At 28.2% G+C, this 16,788-nt stretch carries 16 protein-coding genes; 6 read left to right on the top strand and 10 right to left on the bottom strand.

The window, feature by feature from the left end; genetic code table 11:
• The first annotated feature begins 76 nt into the window (after positions 1-76).
• Positions 77-2,185, top strand: a complete 2,109-nt coding sequence (locus tag CRU91_RS08835) for a TonB-dependent siderophore receptor (protein ID WP_328587271.1) — start codon at positions 77-79, stop codon at positions 2,183-2,185.
• Between the two features lie 143 nt (positions 2,186-2,328).
• Here CRU91_RS08835 and CRU91_RS08830 read toward each other — a convergent pair whose 3' ends face one another.
• Both CRU91_RS08830 and rpsU read right to left on the bottom strand, forming a co-directional pair.
• Positions 2,329-2,541 (bottom strand): PLDc N-terminal domain-containing protein, encoded by a 213-nt coding sequence (locus tag CRU91_RS08830; protein WP_113894856.1) that lies wholly within the window; start codon positions 2,539-2,541, stop codon positions 2,329-2,331.
• 74 nt (positions 2,542-2,615) lie between these two features.
• Positions 2,616-2,828 (bottom strand): 30S ribosomal protein S21, encoded by a 213-nt coding sequence (gene rpsU / locus CRU91_RS08825; protein WP_004511155.1) that lies wholly within the window; start codon positions 2,826-2,828, stop codon positions 2,616-2,618.
• Positions 2,829-2,943: 115 nt separating this feature from the next.
• Here rpsU and moaC point away from each other — a divergent pair, with 115 nt between their 5' ends.
• The gene (gene moaC, locus CRU91_RS08820) at positions 2,944-3,414 is read left to right on the top strand and encodes a cyclic pyranopterin monophosphate synthase MoaC (RefSeq protein ID WP_113894855.1); all 471 of its coding nucleotides are present in this window, start codon (positions 2,944-2,946) and stop codon (positions 3,412-3,414) included.
• Entirely contained in the window at positions 3,411-3,674 is a 264-nt protein-coding gene (locus CRU91_RS08815) for an HP0495 family protein (protein ID WP_113894854.1), read from the top strand. Before moaC ends, CRU91_RS08815 begins: the two co-directional genes overlap by 4 nt.
• A gap of 6 nt (positions 3,675-3,680) precedes the next feature.
• Here the strand turns inward: CRU91_RS08815 and CRU91_RS08810 are convergent, their stop codons facing one another.
• The 4 genes from CRU91_RS08810 to CRU91_RS08795 all read right to left on the bottom strand — a co-directional run bounded on the left by CRU91_RS08810 (position 3,681) and on the right by CRU91_RS08795 (position 8,916).
• Entirely contained in the window at positions 3,681-3,944 is a 264-nt protein-coding gene (locus CRU91_RS08810; RefSeq protein WP_113894853.1) for a hypothetical protein, read from the bottom strand.
• A gap of 12 nt (positions 3,945-3,956) precedes the next feature.
• Complete coding sequence (gene surE, locus CRU91_RS08805) at positions 3,957-4,745, bottom strand: 5'/3'-nucleotidase SurE (RefSeq protein WP_113894852.1); 789 nt, start codon at positions 4,743-4,745, stop codon at positions 3,957-3,959.
• Positions 4,720-8,280, bottom strand: a complete 3,561-nt coding sequence (gene dnaE, locus CRU91_RS08800; protein WP_113894851.1) for a DNA polymerase III subunit alpha — start codon at positions 8,278-8,280, stop codon at positions 4,720-4,722. The genes surE and dnaE overlap by 26 nt, the downstream gene beginning before the upstream one ends.
• 93 nt (positions 8,281-8,373) lie before the next feature.
• Entirely contained in the window at positions 8,374-8,916 is a 543-nt protein-coding gene (locus CRU91_RS08795; RefSeq protein WP_113894850.1) for a DJ-1 family glyoxalase III, read from the bottom strand.
• A gap of 115 nt (positions 8,917-9,031) precedes the next feature.
• Here CRU91_RS08795 and CRU91_RS08790 point away from each other — a divergent pair, with 115 nt between their 5' ends.
• Entirely contained in the window at positions 9,032-9,673 is a 642-nt protein-coding gene (locus CRU91_RS08790; RefSeq protein WP_113894849.1) for a FlgO family outer membrane protein, read from the top strand.
• A 4-nt stretch (positions 9,674-9,677) separates the two neighbouring features.
• Complete coding sequence (locus CRU91_RS08785) at positions 9,678-10,280, top strand: FlgO family outer membrane protein (protein ID WP_222718438.1); 603 nt, start codon at positions 9,678-9,680, stop codon at positions 10,278-10,280.
• On the opposite strand, the gene recJ is transcribed toward CRU91_RS08785, so the two are convergent.
• From recJ to ccoG, 3 genes are all read right to left on the bottom strand, one after another.
• The gene (recJ, locus tag CRU91_RS08780; RefSeq protein WP_113894848.1) at positions 10,275-11,840 is read right to left on the bottom strand and encodes a single-stranded-DNA-specific exonuclease RecJ; all 1,566 of its coding nucleotides are present in this window, start codon (positions 11,838-11,840) and stop codon (positions 10,275-10,277) included. The two genes, CRU91_RS08785 and recJ, sit on opposite strands and share 6 nt — an antisense overlap.
• The gene (locus CRU91_RS08775; RefSeq protein ID WP_113894847.1) at positions 11,840-13,456 is read right to left on the bottom strand and encodes a CTP synthase; all 1,617 of its coding nucleotides are present in this window, start codon (positions 13,454-13,456) and stop codon (positions 11,840-11,842) included. Before CRU91_RS08775 ends, recJ begins: the two co-directional genes overlap by 1 nt.
• 107 nt (positions 13,457-13,563) lie before the next feature.
• Positions 13,564-14,946, bottom strand: a complete 1,383-nt coding sequence (gene ccoG / locus CRU91_RS08770; protein WP_113894846.1) for a cytochrome c oxidase accessory protein CcoG — start codon at positions 14,944-14,946, stop codon at positions 13,564-13,566.
• Positions 14,947-15,122: 176 nt separating this feature from the next.
• On the opposite strand from ccoG, the gene CRU91_RS08765 reads away from it, so the two are divergent.
• A complete protein-coding gene (locus CRU91_RS08765) occupies positions 15,123-16,133 on the top strand; it encodes a thioredoxin fold domain-containing protein (protein WP_113894845.1) in 1,011 nt (336 codons plus the stop codon).
• Positions 16,134-16,154: 21 nt separating this feature from the next.
• Here the strand turns inward: CRU91_RS08765 and coaE are convergent, their stop codons facing one another.
• Entirely contained in the window at positions 16,155-16,748 is a 594-nt protein-coding gene (gene coaE / locus CRU91_RS08760) for a dephospho-CoA kinase (RefSeq protein ID WP_113894866.1), read from the bottom strand.
• Positions 16,749-16,788 lie beyond the last annotated feature (40 nt).

Below are 16,788 nucleotides of genomic sequence, written 5' to 3'. Positions count from 1 at the left end.
GAAAAGTTAAGTTTCGGGGGGGGGTACGGTATTAGATAGTTTAAATAGTGTACTAAATCCAAATGAATTAAAAGCTATTCAAGAAGATGGTGTAATATATATAATAGAAAAACCAAAATATCAAAACTTTGGTAATACTACTGTCCTAGATGAAATTTCTGTTTCTAGTTCTAATTATAAAAATGGAAGTGCTGAAAATGGATATTTAGTAGAAAATATAACTGGTGTTGGACTTTGGGGTAAAAGAAGTTTACAAGATACACCATATTCTATGAGTGTAATACCTCAAGAACTTATCGAAAATGTACAAGCAAAAGATATGAATCAGATATTTAAAATGAATCCAACTACTCAAGAAACTGGACAATGGCTTACTGGCTTAGGAGATTCTTCATGGGTGACTATTCGTGGATTTCAGACAAATAATCCAATTATAAATGGTATTCCTTATTCTAATGAATATGTAAGTGCTCCAATGATTCAAGATATAGAAAGAGTTGAAATCATCAGTGGAGCAACTGGATTTTTATATGGTGGAGGGAGAGTTGGTGGAGCAGTTAATTATATAACTAAAAAACCAACAACAAAAGATTTAAGAAATGTTACAATTGGAAGCTATGGAAATGAATCATACTATACGCATTTAGATTTAGGTGGACAATTTGATCAAAATAATACTTTTGGGTATAGAGTAAATGCTTTATATCAAAATGGAAAACTACCTTCTGAAACTGATACTGAACAAAAAGCAATTAGTTTAGTATTTGATTGGAAACCAACAGATAATTTCTATACAGATATAGAATATACATATAAAAATTCACTAAGAAATGGGAAAAGTGTATTTTTCAGTGATATAAGTGATAGAACAATTATTTCAAAAAATAAAAGTTATACACCTGATTGGATAGAAGAAGAATTAAAATTAAATAAAATAGAAAATAATATAAAATGGAATATAAATGACACATTTACATTGAGAACTAATTTAATGTATGGAAAGATGAAATCAAGAGGGGATAACTTAAATATAGAAATTAATAATGATATGGTTATTGCAACGCCTTATTGGGGAACATATGTAAGTAAAGGTTCATGGCAAGATATTAAAAATTATGGTGCAAATGTTTATTTAGATTCAAACTTTGATACTTTTGATATTAATCATAATTTAACTATAGGATATTCTACAAATATAAGTAAAAGATTTAGAAGTAATGACCATACTATTTTTTACAAATTGCCAAATGATTTTTATTTTAATGATATTATAAATTTATCTGAACCAGATTGGAGTAGTCTTGGAACATTAGGAACAACATCTCGTGATCCATTTACAAAAACACAATATAATAATATTTTATTAGGAGATGATATAACTTTTAATGATCAATGGAGTGCATTAGTTGGAGCAAATTATGCAACAATAATAGATAATAGTTATTCATTCAATACAAAGTATGATGAATCTAAATTAACTCCAACTTTATCTCTTATATATAAACCTTTTGAAAGTCTTACAACATATGCTACATATATTGAAAGTTTAGAAGCTGGAACTACTGTTGGAAATAGATATATAAATGAAGGTGAAATTTTAAATCCATATAAAAGTAAACAATATGAGATTGGTGTAAAATATAGTTTAAATGAAAAAGTTTTATTAAATGGAGCAATATTCCGAATAGAAAGAGCAAATCAACTTGAAGTTGATACTACTCCAAAACCAACTTTAACTCAAGATGGAGAAGAAATACATCAAGGAATTGAACTTGGAATTACTGGAAAAGTAACAGATGATTTTACAGTGATTGCTGGTGGAACTTTGATGGATTTAAGTTTAGAAAAAGTTACAAATCCTGCATTTAAAGATAAAAAACCAAAGGAAGCTGCATCAAAAATGGCTAAAATTTCAGCAGAATATAATATTCCTATGATTCAAGGTTTAACAATTACTGGAGGAGCATATTATACTGGTAAAAGTTATGCAGACGAAGCAAATACTGATGTAATACCAAGTTATACTTTATATGATGCAGGTTTAAGATATAAAACTAAGTTAGATAAATATCCTACAACTTTTAATCTAAATGTACAAAATCTAACTGACGAAGTTTATTGGACAAGTAGTTCGATGTTAGGTGATTCTAGAACTGTTGCATTTTCTATGAAAATGGAGTTTTAAGAAATTATAATAAAGAGAGTTTTTGCTCTCTTTATACTTTTAGGCATGGGTTTCAAAGTATTTATTTAATTTTGAGATTAAAATTTCGATAAAAAATATACTTTCCTTTTTACTTTGGAACTCATACTTAAGGGTATATAATGCTAAAAATCTTTTTTTATTTTTTGTTGTCTTCCCACTAAAAAATACAAAATACTTCCAAGAGGAGGAGCAAAAAGTATTATGATGAGGACCCATATTATTTTGATAGTATTTGTTTCAAATTCATTTCTTACTACATCTATAAGAGTATAGATTATAAATATAAAAACAATTAAAGCAAGTATTAATACTGATAAAAATACAAATATTTCCATAATTTACCTTTTTTTAGAAATAAAAAAAGCCCAATTCAAAGGAACTGGGCTTTTTCTTGGAAATAACAAATCTCTTACAATCTTGATTCGTATCTTCTAAGCATATATAATTTTTTAAGCATTTTCTTTCTAGCAGAAATTTTTTGTTTTTTTCTGATTTCAGTCATTGGTTCAAAATATCTTCTAGCTCTAGTTTCAGTAACGATTAGGTTTCTGTCACATTGCTTTTTAAATCTTCTATACGCTTCGTCAAAAGATTCATTATCTTTAACTTTAATGCCTGGCACTAAAATCACCCTCTTTCTTTTTAAATTTAGGATTCGATTATATTTAAAAAATTCTTAATTCCTATTTAACCCAAATTTCAATAGAATAATTTATAAATATAAAAAAGGTGATATTTTGAATTTAACACATCTTGATGAGAATAATCGTCCAAAAATGGTAGATGTTTCAGATAAAAATGAGACAAAAAGAGTTGCTGTTGCAAGTGGTAAAATAACTATGTCTAAAGAGGCTTATGAAGCTATAATATCGAACAATATTAAAAAAGGACCAGTTCTACAAACAGCTGTTATTGCTTCGATTATGGGTACAAAGAAAACTCATGAGTTGATACCTATGTGCCATCCTTTACTTTTGAGTGGGATAAACTGTGATATTGAAGAAAATCAAGCAGAAAATAGTTTTAAACTTTTTGTTACAGCAAAATTGAATGGACAAACAGGTGTTGAAATGGAAGCTTTAACAGGTGTTAGTATAGGACTTCTTACTATTTATGATATGGTAAAAGCTATTGATAAATCAATGATTATCTCTGATATTCAGTTGGAGAGTAAAAGTGGTGGAAAAAGTGGAGATTTTAAAAGATGATAAATTTGAATGATAAACAACTAGAACTAGATTATCCTTGTAGTTGGGAATATAAACTTGTAGTTTTAGAAACTTGTAATATAAAAAAATCTGTAAAAGAGATAATATTGGAGCGGGAACATAATCTAAAACCATCAAAAACTAGCTCAAAAGGTAAGTTTAAAAGCTATACTTTGGAGATGTTAGTTCACAATGAAGATGATAGAAAAGAGCTTTTTAGACTTTTGGGTGAACATAGTGATATAAAAATGGTGCTTTAGTAGATTTTAAAAATCTACTAATTCCCTTTTAAATATCTCTTGATTTAGCTTTTTGATAGAAGTTTGATATAGTTTTTCTATTTCTTGAGTATCTTCTTCTTTTAAAATAGCTTTTATTTCCTCTATTGATTTACCTTCTTCAAAAGCTACAAAAGTTTTATACTCTCTTTTTGTAAATTTTCTTTTTAGAACTTCTTGTAGTTCTTCTTCATCTTTTAAAGTTCCTACAAGTTTTACTATGTGTTTTTTTATTGAATTTTCAAAATTCACGATATTTTCCTTTTAATTGTTTAACCAATTTTCTAAATTTTTTATATCACTATGCGATGTCATATCAAGCATTATCGGGCTTATTGAAACATAGTTTTCTTTTATTGCTTCAAAATCACAAGATTTATCATCACTACTTTTCCAAATAAGTGGATGAAGCCCAATCCAATAGAACTCTTCACCTCTTGGATTTAGATGTCTATCTGTGTCATTTCCATACTCTCTAAAACCAGCTTTTGTGATTTTAAAACCTTTGCAATCTTTTGCTTTAATTGGCGGAATATTAACATTTAAAAACTTTCTTTCATCTAATGGGAAAGAGCCTTCTAAAATTTTAGTTGCAAGTTTTGAAATAGTTTGTTTTGCTAGTTCAAAATCCCAACCATTTTCTATGCCTTGACACATATTTTTACATACTTGAGATATAGCAATAGCAGGAATTCCATGTAAAACTGCTTCCATTGCAGCACTACAAGTTCCACTATATGTAATATCTTCTCCCATATTCGCACCAATATTTATACCACTGATTACCAAATCTGGTTTGTAACCATCTTTAAAAAGGTTACCTACTGATATATAAACACAATCTGTTGGTGTTGCATCGTCTATTTTATAAAAATCATCTTGAACACAAATCATTCTAAGAGGTCTATCTAAAGTCAATGAATGCCCACAAGCTGATTTATTTTTTGCTGGAGCTACAACAGTAACTCTTGCTATTGGACTTAATGCTTCTATTAATGCTTTTAATCCTACTGCATCATATCCATCATCATTTGTTAGAAGTATTTGAAACATCTTCTATATATGCTCCTTTTATAGTATGTATTAATTTTTCAATCTCTGAACTCACTTTAAATCCAGTTTCTAGTTCTAAATCGGCTAATTTTGATTTTATTAGGAGTTTTAGTTCTCTTTTGCCTTGATTGTTTGCTACAAGATCAAATAAATCATGCATTAGAATTTCATCTTCACTATATGGAATAGCAATAGTTAAAGGTGGTTCTATTATCTCTTTTTGTTTGATTTTTACTTTCTCTTTTTGTGCATCAAAAATAGTTTCTATTTTTAAGACACTCATTCTAGTAAATTGCTCTGTTTTTGAAATTCTTACTTTAAATGCTATTGGTTCTTCTAAATCAAAGCTATCTCTTAAATCTTTTAGTTTATCTTCAAATAGCATAAATTCAACCGTTCCGTGGTAGTCAAGGATTGAAACAATACCAAATTTAGCACCTTTTTTCGATATTTTTTCTGTTATTGTTTCTACTTTTCCAACTATTAATATTTGGCTTCCATCTGCTAATTCATCTATTGCTGATGATAGAGTATAGTTTATTTTTTCTAATTTATCTTTATATTCATCTAGTGGATGTCCTGATACATAAAATCCCAAACTAGCTTTTTCAAGTTCTAAAAGTTCTTTTGGAGTAAATTCTTCTAAATCATCTAATTCAACATCAATTTTTGTAAGTTCTGCACTATCTCCAAAAAGTGAACCAGTTGCCATTTTTTTAGCTGTTGTTGCTTTTGCAACACAATCCATAATTTTTTCTATTTGATTTATAATAGATCTTCTTTTGTATCCAAAACTATCAAATACTCCAGCTTTTGCTAAAGTTTCTATAACTCTTTTGTTTACTTTACTTCCATCTATTCTTGATATAAAATCTGCTAAGCTTTCAAAATCTCCATCTTTTCTTGAGTTTAATATAGAATTTATTGCTACATCTCCAGCACCTTTGATGGCACCCATTCCAAACATTACAACTTCTTTTCCATCGACTTTTTTTGCTGAAAATACAATATCAGATTTATTTATATCTGGTGGAAATAAGTCTAAATGCAATCTTTTTACTTCATCAACATATCTTACAACTTTATCTGTATTATCTTTTTCTAGTGTTAAAAGTGCTGCCATAAATTCAGCTGGATAGTAGCATTTTAAATATGAAGTATAAAATGTAACTAAAGCATAAGCTGCCGAGTGAGATTTATTAAATCCATATCCAGCAAATTTTACAATTAAGTCAAAAAGTTCTTCAGCATAAGCTTTTGTATAGCCTTTTTGCTCTGCTCCAACAGAGAATTCATCTTTTAACTTGTCCATCTCTTCTTTGATTTTTTTACCCATAGCTCTTCGCACTAAGTCAGCACCACCAAGAGAAAAACCACCAATACTTTGAACAATTTGCATAACTTGTTCTTGATAAACTATAACCCCATAAGTATTTTCTAAAATGGGTTTTAAAGCAGATTCTAGTTCGTCATGGAAATAGTCAATTTTTGCTCGTCCGTGTTTTCTTTCGATAAAGTCATCAAGCATTCCTGATTCCATAGGTCCTGGTCTATAAAGTGCAAGAACGGCAACAATATCCTCAAAATTTGATGGTTTTAATCTTTTACATAAATCTTGCATACCATCAGATTCTATTTGAAATAGTCCTAAAGTATCTCCAGTTTGGATTAAATCATAAACACCTTTATCATTTACATCTATTGTTTTAAAATCAATTTTTTTATTATGTCTTGATTCTATTAATTTTATAGCTTCATCAATAACAGTTAAAGTTTTAAGTCCTAAAAAGTCGAATTTAATTAAATCAACATCTTCTATATATTTTCCATTATATTGAGTAGCTAAAGTATCAAGTCCACTTGGTTTAAATAGAGGTGTTTTATTCCAAAGTGGTTCATTTGATATTACAACTCCCGCAGCGTGAGTTCCAGCATTTCTATTTAATCCTTCGAGTGCAAGTGCATATTCCCAAACTCTTGCAGCTTGTGGGTCAGCTTCGCATAACTCTTTTATTTTTGGTTCTTTTTCCCAAGAAGAAGTAAGATTTATACCCAATTCATCTGGAATTAGTTTTGCCATAGCATCAGCTTTTGCATAAGGCATATCTAAAACTCTAGCAACATCTCGTATAACTCCTTTTGCTAAAAGCTTACCAAAAGTTATGATTTGAGCAACATTGGCACGACCGTATTGTTGAACTACATAATCAATAATTTCCCCACGACGGCTTTGACAGAAGTCCATATCAATATCGGGCATTGATACCCTTTCAGGATTTAGGAATCTTTCAAAAAGCAAACCATAAGGAATAGGGTCAATATCTGTGATTTTAAGACTATATGCAACTAAACTTCCAGCAGCACTTCCCCGTCCTGGACCAACAGGAATTCCCATCTCTTTTGCAACTCTAACAAAATCCCAAACAATTAACATATATCCTGGGAATTTCATATTGTTTATGATTTCTATTTCAACTTCAAGTCTATTTTTATACTCTTCATGCTTTTCTAATGGAACTAGTTTTAATCTTTCTTCTAGTCCATTTCTACATTCAAACCCAAACAATACTTTGTCATTTTCAAGTGAATATTCATTTTGTGGTTCAGGAATATTTAGGTTTAAATCTTTTAATTTATCTCTTGTAAATTTAAAATTTGGTGGAGTTGGATTTCCTAATTTTATAGTTAAATCGCATTTATTAGCTATTTCTTGAGTATTTTCGATGGCTTCTGGAATATCAGCATAAAGTTTTGCAATTTGTTCTGGAGATTTGAGATAAAATTCGTGAACACTATGTCTTAATCTGTTTGGGTCATCATAGAGTTTATTCATCGCTATACACATAAAAGCTTCGTGTGCATCAGCATCTTTTTGTTCTAAATAGTGAGTGTCATTTGTAGCAACTATCTTTATTCCAGTTTCGTATGCAATTTTTAAGATTTGGTCGTCAATAAAATGCTGATCACCTATTCCATGACGCATAATTTCAAGATAAAAATCATCACCAAAAATCTCTTTATATTCAAGTGCTATTTTTTTTGCTTCTTCATAACCTTTTGCACCAAATTTTACATTTCTTTCATTTTGTGTATTTAAATGCCAGTTTACTTCCCCTTGAAGACAAGCAGCACTACAAATAAGTCCTTCAGAATTTTCTTTTAAAAGCTTTTTATTTATTCTTGGATAGTAGTAAAAACCTTCCATATAAGCTTTTGAACTAAGATACATAAGATTTTTGTACCCTACTTCATTTTTTGCATATAAGCATAAGTGAAATCTTTGTCTATTTGTTTTATCACTTATATCTTCACTATTGTGAATATAGGCTTCCATTCCAATAATTGGCTTTATTCCTTCAGTTTTCATAGCATTGTAAAAATCTATTGCACCAAACATATTTCCATGGTCAGTCATTGCAACACTTTTCATTCCGAGTGCTTTTATTTTTTTTGCTAAGGGTTTTATTTTGTTTGCACCATCTAGTAATGAATACTCTGTATGAAGATGAAGATGTGTAAATTGTGGTATTGACATATTTTAAAATCTTTATAAATTTTTTTAGTTTGTAGTTTAACTAAAGTTTGATTGTAGGCTTATTAAAAAAGTAGATTTTTAAAATCTACTTTTTTAAGCTAAAAGTCCATCTTTTATAGCTTTATAAACTTCTTCACCTTTTAAAGTTTTAACTATTTCTAAAGCAAAGAATATAGAAGTTGCTGGTCCTTTTGAAGTTATTATATTGTTATCAGTAACCACATCTTTATCATCATAGTAACCATCATCTTTTATCTTTTTTTCAAAAGATGGATAACAAGTATAATTTCCTTCCAAAACATCAGCTTTATGTAAAGCATAAGGAGCCGCACAAATAGCACCTATTTTTTTATTATTTTTTTTAAACTCTTTTAAAAGTCTTTGAACATTTTTATCTTCTGCTAGAGTAAAAGCATTTGGTAAACCACCTGGTAAAACTATCATATCAAAGTTTTGTGTAGATACTTCTTCTATTTTTACATCAGCTTTAATTTGTATATTATGGGCTCCAATAAGATTTATATCTTCAACTCCTGCTATTGTTACTTCAATATCAGCTCTTCTTGCAATATCAATTATACTTACTGCTTCTATTTCTTCAAAACCATTTGCAATTGCTACTAGAATCTTTGCCATAAAAACTCCTTTTTATTGAAATTATATATTAGATTGGTTTATTTAAACTTATATAAAGGATATGTAAGTAATTTTTAAATAAAATCTTAAGAATTTAATAAAGAGGATTTATAAAATGTCTAAAGGGTTCATAAAATTAGCTATTTTAACAACTATTTCTTTAGGGGTTCTATCTGGATGCTACTACAAAGATAAAGAAGTTCAAACTGAACACGATAAAGTATCAAGAATGTCAGATGGGATGAGTGTTGCAAATATGAAAGAAGAAAGAGTTACAGTTCAGAATAGTTTAGAAGCAACAATATCTTCTCTTGCTACACAAATGATGATAAATAAAAAATTAGATACTACAAAACCTGTTATTGTAACGTCTTTTGTAAGATTAGATCAGTTTAAAACTACTTCAGAATTTGGTAGAGTTGTAGGTGAAAGCTTAATTGATGAGTTATCAAATAGAGGCTTTAATTTAATAGAATTTAGAGGACAAATGGCTATTTCTATCAATGAAAAAGGTGAATATTTTTTATCAAGAAAACCTCACGAAATTAAAAAAGAAGTACCAAGCACTTACGTTGTTGTAGGAACTTACTCAAGACAACAAGGAAGAGTTATATTAAATGCTAGAGTAATAGATAATATTACTGGAAAAGTTATAACAAGTGCAAGATCTACATATAAACACAACCTAGCACATGATTGTATGATGTTTGGTGATTGTCCACCAATGAGAACGATTAAAATTATAAAAGAGAAATAATTTTATGCCCTTTTTTTCTTTAAAAGGTTTAAGAATAGCTTTTAGCTTTGTTATCTTGATCCTTTTTTTTAGCTCTTGCTCATATAAAAATCCTATAACAAAAGTTACAAATTTTCATTCTATGATTTCTGATATGGTTGATAAATCAGCTCCTAAAATAAAAGCAAATATACGATTAGGTGAAGTTGTTTTAGTTTCTGATTTTGTGAATTTAGATAATTTAGAAAATAGGTCACAGTTAGGCTTTTTATTATCAAATATTTTAAAAGATAGAATATCATCTTTAGATATCATAATAAGAGAAATTGAACTTGGAAAAGAGTTTGAGTTTGGACCGTCTGGATTTAATCTACTTACAAGAGAGTATGGCAAAATTTTATCAAACAAAGTTCAATCAAGATATGCTTTAGTTGGAACTTACTCTATTTCAAATAAGAGCTTAAATCTTTTTATAAAATTAATAGATATAAACAATGGTAATATCTTAAGCTCATCTTTTGCAAGAACCGACCTTGATGATGAGATTTTAGCTCTTGAAGGGCAAGATGAAGGACGAGATAAAAAAGAAAAATTAAAGCAAAGAGTTAATAAACCTTTGGTTTTATAAAATCTCTTGAATTAAAAATGATGGAGTTATAACTCCTCTAAACTCATTTTTTGAAATTGATACTATTAAATTTAGATTTTTTGACAAATTTGTATTTGAGTCATAAAATTTTAATGCTTCAAATACAAATCCATCACTACTTAATGTAAGTTTTAAATGATTTTTATCTTTTCCAATTAAGTCATATTTTAAAAGTTCTGCATTTGAGATATTAAATATTGGTCTATCATTTTCAAGACCATAAGGTTCAAACTCTTCAATAATAGATAAGAAATCCAAATCTACACTTGAAACATCAAGTTCACCCAATGTTATATATTCATTATGTAAAGTATCATCAAATTTTTCAAGTTCGTTATTTATGATGCTTTTAAATTCTTCTAAATTTGAAGATTTTAAAGATAATCCAGCAGCATTTTTATGTCCACCAAAACCTAGCAGTAAAGAAGAAGCTTTTTCTATTAACTCATATAAATTTATATTTGAATTTGCTCTAGCACTTCCTTTTGCGATACCATTATCAATAGAAAAAATAAATGCTGGTTTTTTTTGAGAGTTTGAAAGCTTTGAAGCAACTATTCCTATTACTCCTTCGTGCCACTTTTCTCCCCAAACTATAACTGCTTTTTCATCGTGAATAATTTGTTTTTTGGCTTGTTGTACTATCTCTTCTTGTAAAGTCTTTCGATAATTATTTAACTCATCTAAAATAGCTAAAGTTTCATAGGCATTTGACTGATTTTTAGATAATAAAAATTCCAAAGCTATTGAAGCATCATCCATCCTACCTGCACTATTTATTTTTGGGGCTATTGTAAATCCAACATCATCAGATACTAAAATTTCTTTTGTGATTATTTGGTTTAAAAGCTTAAATGCTTCTCTTGAAGAGTTTTTTAACTTTTTTAATCCTTGTTTTACCATAGTATAATTTAGGTTTGTCATAGGCATAATATCGGCAATTATTGCTAAAGTTAATAAATCCAAATAAGATGACATATCAACATTTGCATTTAACTCTTTTTTTATTGCTGCACAAAAATACCAAGCGACTTGGGCCCCACAAATATCTTTAAACTCGAAATTACACTCTTTTTGTTTTGGATTTATTATTGCTAAAGCTATTGGAACTTTGTTACCAACTGTATGATGGTCTGTTATGATTAAATCAATATTTTTTTCTTTTAATTTTAAACTAGCTTCATAAGCACTGATTCCATTGTCTACAGTTATTACTAAACCACTATCTATTAAATCTACAATTTTAGTAGATAATCCATAACCGTGTTCAAATCTATTTGGAATTATATAATTTACTTTTACTCCTAAGTGTGAAAAGAAATCTATAACTATTGTTGTAGATACTACACCATCAACATCATAATCCCCAACTATTGTTATTTGTTCATTACTTTCGATGGCTAATTTGACTCTTTTGGTAGCAATATCAATATCTTTAAAATTGTTTGGAGAGGGTAAAGATGCAAGTTTTGAATAAGGATTATTCAAATGCCTTGCATTCAATATTTCAAAAAGCTTTTGTTTAGTTATTTTAGGCATTATTTAGGAGTATTGGCCTGTTTAATAAAATCTAAAATTATTGGATTTGGAGTTTCCAAATGAGAAGTAAATTCTGGATGAAATTGAACTCCTACAAACCAAGGATGGTCTTTTAATTCAACTGCTTCAATAAGACCGTTTGATTCTCCAGATATTATCATGCCAGCTTTTTCTAAAGCTTCTTTATATTTAGGATTTGCTTCATATCTATGTCTATGTCTTTCAAAATACTCTTTTTCAGATCCATAGGCCTTTTGAAGTTTTGAACCTTTTAGTGGTTCAAATGGATATTCTCCCAATCTCATAGTCCCACCCATTGGTGATTCATGAGTTCTTAATTGTTTATGACCACTTTGGTCTATAAATTCATCAATTAGATAAATTATAGGATTTTTTGTATTTTCATTAAACTCTATTGAGTTTGCATCTTCAATTTTTAAAACATTTCTAGCAAATTCAATGATTGATAGTTGCATTCCAAGACAAATTCCTAAGAATGTAATATTGTTTTCTCTTGCATATTGAATAGCTTTTAGTTTACCTTCAACACCTCTTTGCCCAAATCCACCAGCAACTAAAATTGCATCAACATTTCCAATTACTTCATAAGCACCTAAATCTTCTATATTTTCACTATCACACCAATGAATGTTTATTTTTGTATTAAGATGAGCTCCTGCGTGAATTAATGCTTCAATAAGAGATTTATATGACTCTTTAAGTCCTAAATATTTTCCAACAAAAGCAATAGTAACTTCATCTTGTGGAACTAGGATATTTTTTACTAACATATCCCATTTTTCCATATTTGGTTTTATTTTAATATTAAAATGATTTGAAAGAGGATTTAAAATCCCTTCTTTTATAAAATGAAGTGGAACTTGATAAATTGATTGTGCATCTCCAGCTTCTATTACTGCATTTCTATCAATATCACAAGATAATGCCAATTTATCTTTTAATGCTTTTGGAAGTTCTTTTTCAGTTCTACAAACTAACATATGAGGTGTTATACCAATTCTTCTTAACTCTTGAACAGAGTGTTGAGTTGGTTTTGTTTTAAGTTCACCAGCAGCTTTTATATAAGGAATTAAACTAACATGAATATTCATAGTATTTGTTTTTGGTAGTTCATGTCTAATTGAGCGAATAGCTTCCAAAAATGGTAAACTTTCTATATCTCCGACTGTTCCACCAATTTCTATGATTAAAAAGTCATTATCATCAGCAGCTGCAAAAACTCTATCTTTTATCTCATCAACAACATGAGGAATAACTTGGATAGTTTTACCCAAATATCCACCTTCTCTTTCTCTTTTAATTACACTTTGATAAACTTGCCCAGTTGTAAAACTATTTTTTTTAGTTAGAGTTTTATCTATAAATCTCTCATAATTTCCTAAGTCTAAATCTGTTTCTGCACCATCAGCAGTTACGAAAACTTCTCCATGCTCTAAGGGACTCATAGTTCCTGGGTCAACATTTAGGTACGGGTCAATTTTTAACATACTTACTTTAAATCCAGACTGTTTTAATATAGCTGCAATAGAAGCAGAAGTTATACCTTTTCCTAAAGAACTTAAAACACCACCCGTTACAAAAATGAATTTTGTCATTACAAATACTCCAAGATAATAATAAATTTTTAAAATATATAAGCTGTGATTTTATCTAAATTTAGTTGATAAGCAATTTAAAGATAGAGTGCTTTTGCACTTTATCTTTATTTTTGAAGTTTGTCTGCTCTTGGGAAGAAGAATGTTGCATTTCTAAATACTTTTACTTTTTCTGGGTCTTCTTGTGCATAAGCTTTAAATGTAATATTAATAGGAGTATCTTTTGTATTATCATTTACTAAAAGTTTATTAGTTTCAAGTATAACAACTTTTTTAGCCATTTTCCCAGGGCTTAAAGTAAATGGTTCAAATCTTGTCATTTTTAAATCAGGATTATCAACTTCTAAGTGGTAAGTTAAAGGTTTTGACTCTGTATTTTGGAATAACAATAAATAGTTGTTTGCAACCACATTATCTTCTTTTATTTTATAAAGTTCTGTATCTTTATTTACATTTAAAAGCATATACTCTTTTTCTCCACTCATTACAAATAGCAATCCTATTACTAAAGCTAAAGCTACAAAATACATAACAGTTGTTTTTCTTACAACTTTTGTAGGAGTATCAAGTTTTACTTGATTTGTACTTGACCATTGAACAAGTGAAGGCTTACCAAGTTTCCCCATAACTTGAGTACAAGCATCAACACATTCAAGACAGTTTATACACTCAAGTTGAAGTCCTTTTCGAATATCAATATGTGTTGGGCAAACAGTCACACAAGATTCACAGGCTGTACATTCATTTTCTACACTTGGTAGATCTTTTACTTTAAATACAACTTTTTCTTTATTCTCATTGTATATATTTCCACCTCTATTTGTAGAATAGATTGCTTGATATGTGTTATTATCATATAAAACGCTTTGAACTCTTGAATAAGGACAGATGTATATACAAAAATCCTCTTTTAGCATAACTACATCATATATTAAAAACCCAGCAATACATAAAACAAAACCAATTAAAAATAGATGTTCGCTAGGATTTTGTAAATAAGAGAAGAAATCCTGTGGTGGGACGAAATACCACATAAAATTTGAAGCAGCAAGAAGCGATAAAATAGTCCATAAAATAAGACCAATAACTTTTTTTACTTTATTTTCTGTTTTACTTAAATCTGGATTTTTTTGTTTATTTTTAATTCTTCTTAAACTTAAAAGTTTTGATTCTATTAAATCTCTATAAATTACCCTAAATATTGTTTGTGGACAGGCCCAACCACACCATGCACGACCACCAATTGAAGTAGCAGCAAAAATTCCTAAAAACAGAAGCATCAATAAAAATGGCATCAAATATAATTCTTGCATATCAAAAGCAGTTCCTAAAAGATGAAGCTGTTTTTTATCAAATGATAGTAAAAATAATTGATTTCCATTTATTTGAATAAATGGTATAACTAAAGCAAATATAGTAGCACTTATATAACCGATATATCTTCTATATCTATAAGGAGTTTTATCTAAAAACTCATTTTTTTCTTTCATAATTTTATCCTTCGCGACATTTTAATTATTATACTCCTACAAATTATATTTATTTCTTAAATATGTGTAAAAAAAGCTAAAATTTAAACAAAAATATTAATAAGAAAGCCTATTTATGGTTATCCTTATCAATTTTTATATAAAATATATTTAAACTTTATAAATAAGGATTGCTTATGAAAAATAGATTAAAAAGAATTATTATTTTCCTTTTAACGACACTATTTTTTACTACAAATTTAAGTGCAAAAGAAGGAAAAGTTTTAGGTGCATCAAATCATGAAGTACCAAAATGGTTTAAAGATAGTTTTTTGGAAATATCAGATGATATTGAAGAAGCAACAGAAAATGACAAACATTTTATGATATTTTTGGATTTTGAAGGTTGTCCTTATTGTGCAAAAATGTTGAAAGAAAATTTTGTTGATGACAATAAAACTAGTAAATTTATCAAAGAAAATTTTGATGTAATAGAATTAAATGTAAAAGGAAGTAAAGAAGTTACTTGGATAGATGGAGATATTTTAACAGAAAAAGAATTAACTGAAAAGTTAAAAATTCAGTATAGTCCAACAGTTTTAATTTTTGGAGAAAATAAAAATATAGTTGCAAAAGTAAATGGATACAGAAATCCAGCCGATTTTCAAAATATTGTAGAATATGTACAAGCTAAAATCTATCATAAAATGGATTTAGCAACATATTTAAGTAAAGTTGATAAAAAAGAGATTTATAGTTTTAAAGAAAATAAAATGTTTAAATCTTTAGATGATTTATCAAATTTAAAAACTCCTGTTGCAGTTATAATTGAAGATAAAAGTTGTGTTCAATGTGAGCATTTCCACGATAAAGTATTGACAAATAAAGATGTTAAAGAAGAGTTTTCTAAATATACAGTAGTAAGATTAAGTAGTAAAGAAATAATATTACCAACTGGTGAAAAAATATCTCCTAAAAATTTTGTTGAAAAAATAAATCTTGATTATCGACCAGCAGTGTTATTGTATGATGATGGAAAATTAATATCTACAATTGATGCTTTATTGTTTTCATTTCATTTTAAAGAAGTTTTAAGATATGTTAGTGGAAAACATTATGTACAGTATCCTAATAGTTATTTAGATTATTTAAGAGTTCGACAAGATGAACTCTTAAAACAAGGAGTGGATATAAATGTAGCGGAGTAGTTCCGCTATACCTTTAAGGTGCTAAATTAAAATCTTTGTTACAAAATTTTGAACTTCATTTTGTAGATGCTTTAAATCTTTTGAGTTATCTATTATAAAATCAGCTAATTCTTTTTTTTCTTCAATATCCATTTGATTTGATATTTTTAACTTTGCTTCTTTTTCATCTATATTATCCCTTTTCATAAGCCTTTGAATTTGTAAATCTTTTGGAGTATAAATAACCAAAGATTTAGGAATTGGATAGTTCATTTTTTCAAAAAATAGTGGAATATCTATAATATATGGTTTATTTTGTTCTTCAAAAACTTTGGATTCTTTTATGATTTCTTCTTTGATTAGAGGATGAAGTAGGGCTTCTAGTTTTAATTTATTTGCTTCATTTGAAAAAATTATTTTACCTAACTCTTTTCTTAATACTTTTCCATTATCCACATACTTTTCACCAAAAAGTTCTTTTATCTTAGAACTATTTTCATCTAATAGTTTATGTGCTATTTTATCAGCATCAATTATCAAAAATCCATGAAGTTTTAGAAGATTACAAACTGTGCTTTTCCCAGTTGAAATTCCACCTGTTAGTGCTATTGCATTTTTAAATATATTTTCATTCATATAAAAAGTATAACATAAAAATTTATAAACCATTTGCTAT

Source organism: Aliarcobacter vitoriensis, from assembly GCF_003316695.1.
In the GTDB taxonomy this organism is placed as follows: domain Bacteria; phylum Campylobacterota; class Campylobacteria; order Campylobacterales; family Arcobacteraceae; genus Aliarcobacter; species Aliarcobacter vitoriensis.
The sequence above is the reverse complement of the archived record's forward strand: the minus strand, read 5'-3'. Positions and strand labels throughout refer to the sequence as shown.

Bases quoted from the DNA above. Each gene is read 5' to 3' on its own strand.
- CRU91_RS08790 (WP_113894849.1), top strand. From the start codon at position 9,032: ATGTCTAAAGGGTTCATAAAATTAGCTATTTTAACAACTATTTCTTTA.
- dnaE (WP_113894851.1), bottom strand. From the start codon at position 8,280: ATGTCAATACCACAATTTACACATCTTCATCTTCATACAGAGTATTCA.
- CRU91_RS08785 (WP_222718438.1), top strand. From the start codon at position 9,678: ATGCCCTTTTTTTCTTTAAAAGGTTTAAGAATAGCTTTTAGCTTTGTT.
- CRU91_RS08775 (WP_113894847.1), bottom strand. From the start codon at position 13,456: ATGACAAAATTCATTTTTGTAACGGGTGGTGTTTTAAGTTCTTTAGGA.
- CRU91_RS08795 (WP_113894850.1), bottom strand. From the start codon at position 8,916: ATGGCAAAGATTCTAGTAGCAATTGCAAATGGTTTTGAAGAAATAGAA.
- CRU91_RS08765 (WP_113894845.1), top strand. From the start codon at position 15,123: ATGAAAAATAGATTAAAAAGAATTATTATTTTCCTTTTAACGACACTA.
- coaE (WP_113894866.1), bottom strand. From the start codon at position 16,748: ATGAATGAAAATATATTTAAAAATGCAATAGCACTAACAGGTGGAATT.
- CRU91_RS08830 (WP_113894856.1), bottom strand. From the start codon at position 2,541: ATGGAAATATTTGTATTTTTATCAGTATTAATACTTGCTTTAATTGTT.
- surE (WP_113894852.1), bottom strand. From the start codon at position 4,745: ATGTTTCAAATACTTCTAACAAATGATGATGGATATGATGCAGTAGGA.
- CRU91_RS08815 (WP_113894854.1), top strand. From the start codon at position 3,411: ATGATAAATTTGAATGATAAACAACTAGAACTAGATTATCCTTGTAGT.
- recJ (WP_113894848.1), bottom strand. From the start codon at position 11,840: ATGCCTAAAATAACTAAACAAAAGCTTTTTGAAATATTGAATGCAAGG.
- ccoG (WP_113894846.1), bottom strand. From the start codon at position 14,946: ATGAAAGAAAAAAATGAGTTTTTAGATAAAACTCCTTATAGATATAGA.